A 4443-nucleotide genomic window follows, 5' to 3' on the forward strand; every position below is an offset into this window, starting at 1 on the left:
ATAGAAAATCTACGGTTTCACCGATAGGTTATTGTCCGAATGCTTCGCCCCTACAGGACGCGGGCCGATGAAGACGCAAGGTTTTGAACGACGATTCTCTCAAAATCTTGCACCTGTGAGAGCAAAACAGAACCCTAAAACCCTTACCTCGTCTATATTTTACATTTATTCAGCAAGCCCTAAGTAATCAATATCCCCTAGTTTAACTAAAAACTAGGGGAACGTATTTTTTATAGGGATTTGGCTAATTTTTCGAGATGATGCTCTAAAGGGATATAATCATTTTCCGTCCATTCACATAGGGTTTTCAATGCAGAAATAAATTTACCTTTAATCTCGTTTCTATAAACCTCATCTACGCTTTGATCTAGATTAATCCTTTGAGAATTGCTGCAATAGCTAACCTTGTCTTCAAGATACTTTCTTAATTCCTCGGGATCGGTGAGATAAAGAATCATTTCTTCTTTTTTTACTCCCCGTAAATTGTGCATTAGTTGGTTACGGCGATCGAATTCATGCTCTCTTTTTTCTGTGGATGACCAAATTAATAATTGCCAATAATCATTATCTACAGTTTTCGTAAATTCTTTGAGTAAAGGAAAAAGTTTATGAGAATTCTGAAATTTATGATTGTCACCTTTATCTAATTTAAGTTGCTTAATCACTTCCTGGATTTTTGTTTCTTTTAAGTTAAGTAATAATCCTTTCTCGTTCCATTCTTTAAAACCTCCTGGTATATGTTTTTGTAAATAGAGTGAAATAGAAGCTTTTAAAAACGTTTCTTGAGCGGCAGATAATAGAATAATTGCTTGAAGATAGTTTTCTTGTTTCAAGAAATATTCGATTAAATCTAAGGTTTTACGAACTCTCTTGATCGCTTGTGTCGGCTCGAATTCATCGCCAGTATCTATGGTTTTAATATTAAAAAGATCGATGTAGCTTTCTAGCTCCTTAATTTCTTCTGAGTTATTGTATCCTACCTCTTTTAATAATGCCAATGCCGATCCCGGAAAACCATCTGTGATTAATTTTTTAGCCTTCTGTATTTGTAATTGTTTCCAATAGCTAGAAATCGGAATAATTTCGGGGCTTGTTTTAATATTATTTTCTTGATAATATCGATTAACTATCAAGAACTTGACGTTAGAGAAGTAACCAATACTGACAAATTGAACGGCCGAGGAAATAGCGGGGGTACTAGCTTGATGACTGATGTAAAAAACATCGTCTTGCTGTATTTTTGTTAACTCTTCGGTGACAAGAGTTAACACTTGATCCCAGTGATCTAGTCCTCTATTATTAACAGAAGGCTGTAAAGTGATAAAATCCGGTTTTAGCTTAAGTTTGGTCTGGAAGTACCATTCAAAAAGCGGTTTTAAGGTACAGGTATCTTGCCAGAAAGGACAGGGAGAATTTTTGATGTCCGATGTTTTAAAAAGCTTTTCTTGATCGGTTAGGATGATATAAACTCGATCGGGAGATTCTTTATCTTGAAATTTTTCAATTAAACCATCAAGCAAAGGGAATACTAAATCTGAATAACAATGTTCATGATCTTGATAAACTAATCCCAAAACTCTAGCGGCAACGGGAAAACACTTAGTATCGTTTTCTCGTTTAAGATTGGCAAAATCTTTACTTTCTCCCTGGCAATTACAGAGAGGTTCGTTGTTTTTAGCCTTCTCAAATAATCGCTCCCCTCTCATCCAATTGTTATCGGTATTTAATTGAATATCGCTGTTTCCCGTTGTGATAATCCAAGTAGTCATGGTTTTACCCGATAAATAGGGTTTGCTGAATAAATGGGCAATATGGACGAGGTAAGGGTTTTAGGGTTCTGTTTTGCTCTCACAGGTGCAAGATTTTGATCGTCGTTCAAAACCTTGCCTCTTTATCGGCCCGCGTCCTGTAGGGGCGAAGCATTCGGGCAATAACCTATCGGTGAAACTGTAGATTTTCTATCCGAATGCTTCGCCCGTACTTTTTCAGCATACTCGATAAATATGACAAATATTACCAAATTTTTACAAAGTCCGATCGCTCGTTGAGAAAAGCGATAAAATCAGCGCTATCCTCGGTTGTTTCGGGAAAGAAAGTCAATAGTTCGATCGGTGGTTTCTGTCGTTGCAGTTTACCTTCAGAATTCAATTGATAATAAGGGTAAATTCGATGCCAAAGTCTTCCAGTTTGCGAGTCCCGTCCGATGCTTCCTTGTAAGTTCCGCAGGGTGTGGGTTCCCTCGTAAGGTTGATGGAACCATTTGATAGCTTTAATCCGATCCTCGACAATTCTTCCCCAGACTTGCACCCCACCTTGATTATCGTAAGGATACCAAGCTTCTCGCCAATCACAGTGTACAGGATTATCAGGATAAATAGTATAGCCTTGTTTAGCGGCGTAATTCTGGAATAGTGTCCGAAGGCGATCGATAAATTGCGATAGATCTTGTTGTAAATCGGTGATAGGAAGATAAAGAGATTCTGAAGAGTCTATAAATTTCCAATGACACCCGATCATCGGTTTATTGCCTTTTTCTAAATAGGGACGGAAAAACTGCCAGTGATCCGCTCTTCGCCATGATTTGCCGAATCCACCGAGTAAGAGAGAGAATTGCACTATTGCCTTGGCTAATTCCGCGAGTTCTTGCCGCTTTTCTGGGGAAGTGCGACGATTCATACAGGAAATTTGTAAAGTTCCCCGTTTGAGATTGTATAGAGGCATAATTTGCTCGCTTTTACCCGGGGGAGTGTAGCGATGTTTGTCAAATTTTAAATCATCATCATGGTGGGTGAAGCTGATGCCGAGTTGTCCCAGAATCGCCGCTCCGTCGATGCCTCCCCAGAGGATTTGGGTCAGATGTTTAGCGGTCTCTTCATCGGTCATTCCTCCTAGTAAACGTAGGGTATGACCTCGAAGGGCTGCTTTAAACATATTGGGACGGAATTCGGGAGTTTTGTCGAGTAATGTAGCGGCGATTCCCTGTCCTTTGAGATGAACTTGTAAGAGGGTTTCTGGTGAGGTTACATCTTTAAAGCGACCGTATCCGGCGCTAACTCTGGAACCGAGTCCATTGCCGATCGCTTTCTCCCAAATTTGCCAGATCGTTCGCCATTCTTGTTCGTCGAGGGGAATGGTACTGGAAATCCCGAAGTTGAGAGTTACCTCGTGAAAAGATAATAGTACATTAGCGTTAGTTTTTCCGTCTTGAATAACTTGTTTTTCCTGCTGGGGATGAGCGATATCGACTAAGTTTCGAGTCCAGTTATTATCCGTAGGATAGCCTCCTAGAAAGCGCAGAATACCTGGTTCAGAACCCTGATCGCCTTGGGAGGGTTTGCCGCAATACTTTAGAGCTTGTTCGGTAGTACAGGCACAGGCACGACGGAAAGCCCCTTTCATCGATGATCCGGGGTAGTAGGGATAGCCTCGCGCACCGATAGCCGGTCGGATAATGCCATCATCTTGACCTCCATTGGTGACGAGTCGCCAAGTCATAGTATAGGGTCGCGTCTTGGCTTCTTCGCTAAATTGCGGTGGTTCGGAAAGGTTATTTCTGTTGACGGGAGATAAATTTCGTCTCCATTGGTTACTGTTATCGGGTTGCCCGGATCGACCACCGCTATCGTCAGCAGAATGATAAAGTTTAGTCCACTGATCGACCCAATCGTAGGCTGGCGATTTTTGTTTATTTTCTTGTCTTTGTAATTGACATCTTCCCTCGATCTGTGCTTGATAGAGGAGGGGTACATCTGACCAGTCCGGCATTTTATTCTTCCTCCTCGATCTTGGAATTTTGCGAGTTGGTGCTAGGTTGTTTGTATCGTTGCGTCCACCAGACCAAGCTATCACAAAGTTGGGTGAGGACGTAGAGAGCGATTCTCTGATCTTCTAGGGGAAAAGTTTCTTGATTCCAGAACTCTCTGGCGATCGCTTGGATAGCTTTGGTTTGAGCTTCCGGTTTATCTTGAGGATTAATCTTGCCACGGGGAACCCGTAATCCCGCATCTTCTAAGATATCGACGAATTTCTGCCAGACATCTTGCCAGTATCGTCCTTTTTGTTGATCAGTAGCGTCTTTTTTGTCGATCAATCTCAGGTGTTCACCCCAAAAACGTTCTAAACCGTAGGCGACGGTGGTTCTCATTTTGTGGGATTCATTTAACACTTTCTCGCTGTCTCGGTATTTTAAGACCAATTCCTGGGCAGCCCGATCGAGGTTATAAGGATTCCATGTCATTTCGCGTCTCCTAAGTAGCTGGTTATAATTAAATTAAAAATGGATTTTAGGTTCGATCCCCCCTGCCCCCCTTGATAAGCTATCCATTAGTCACATCTTTCTTAACATAAAATTTGACAAAAAGAGAAAAGTGTGCCAGATGGCTCAAGGGGGTTCTATGGGGGAACTAATTTGATGAGATAGTTTCCAAGTCTCGCTGATATCAT

At 41.3% G+C, this 4443-nt stretch carries 3 protein-coding genes; all 3 read right to left on the reverse strand.

What is annotated here, in order from left to right:
• Positions 1 to 230 precede the first annotated feature (230 nt).
• The gene (locus O9290_RS14000) at positions 231 to 1769 is read right to left on the reverse strand and encodes a hypothetical protein (protein ID WP_288058334.1); all 1539 of its coding nucleotides are present in this window, start codon (positions 1767 to 1769) and stop codon (positions 231 to 233) included.
• Positions 1770 to 2013: 244 nt separating this feature from the next.
• Entirely contained in the window at positions 2014 to 3765 is a 1752-nt protein-coding gene (locus O9290_RS14005; protein WP_288058332.1) for an RAMP superfamily protein, read from the reverse strand.
• A gap of 1 nt (position 3766) precedes the next feature.
• Positions 3767 to 4237, reverse strand: coding sequence for a hypothetical protein (locus O9290_RS14010; RefSeq protein WP_288058330.1), 471 nt, complete (start codon positions 4235 to 4237; stop codon positions 3767 to 3769).
• Positions 4238 to 4443 lie beyond the last annotated feature (206 nt).

The sequence above is a fragment of the Microcystis sp. LE19-41.2A genome, from assembly GCF_027530405.1.
Classification (GTDB): Bacteria; Cyanobacteriota; Cyanobacteriia; order Cyanobacteriales; family Microcystaceae; genus Microcystis; species Microcystis aeruginosa.

Bases quoted from the DNA above. Each gene is read 5' to 3' on its own strand.
- O9290_RS14010 (WP_288058330.1), bottom strand. From the start codon at position 4,237: ATGACATGGAATCCTTATAACCTCGATCGGGCTGCCCAGGAATTGGTC.
- O9290_RS14000 (WP_288058334.1), bottom strand. From the start codon at position 1,769: ATGACTACTTGGATTATCACAACGGGAAACAGCGATATTCAATTAAAT.
- O9290_RS14005 (WP_288058332.1), bottom strand. From the start codon at position 3,765: ATGCCGGACTGGTCAGATGTACCCCTCCTCTATCAAGCACAGATCGAG.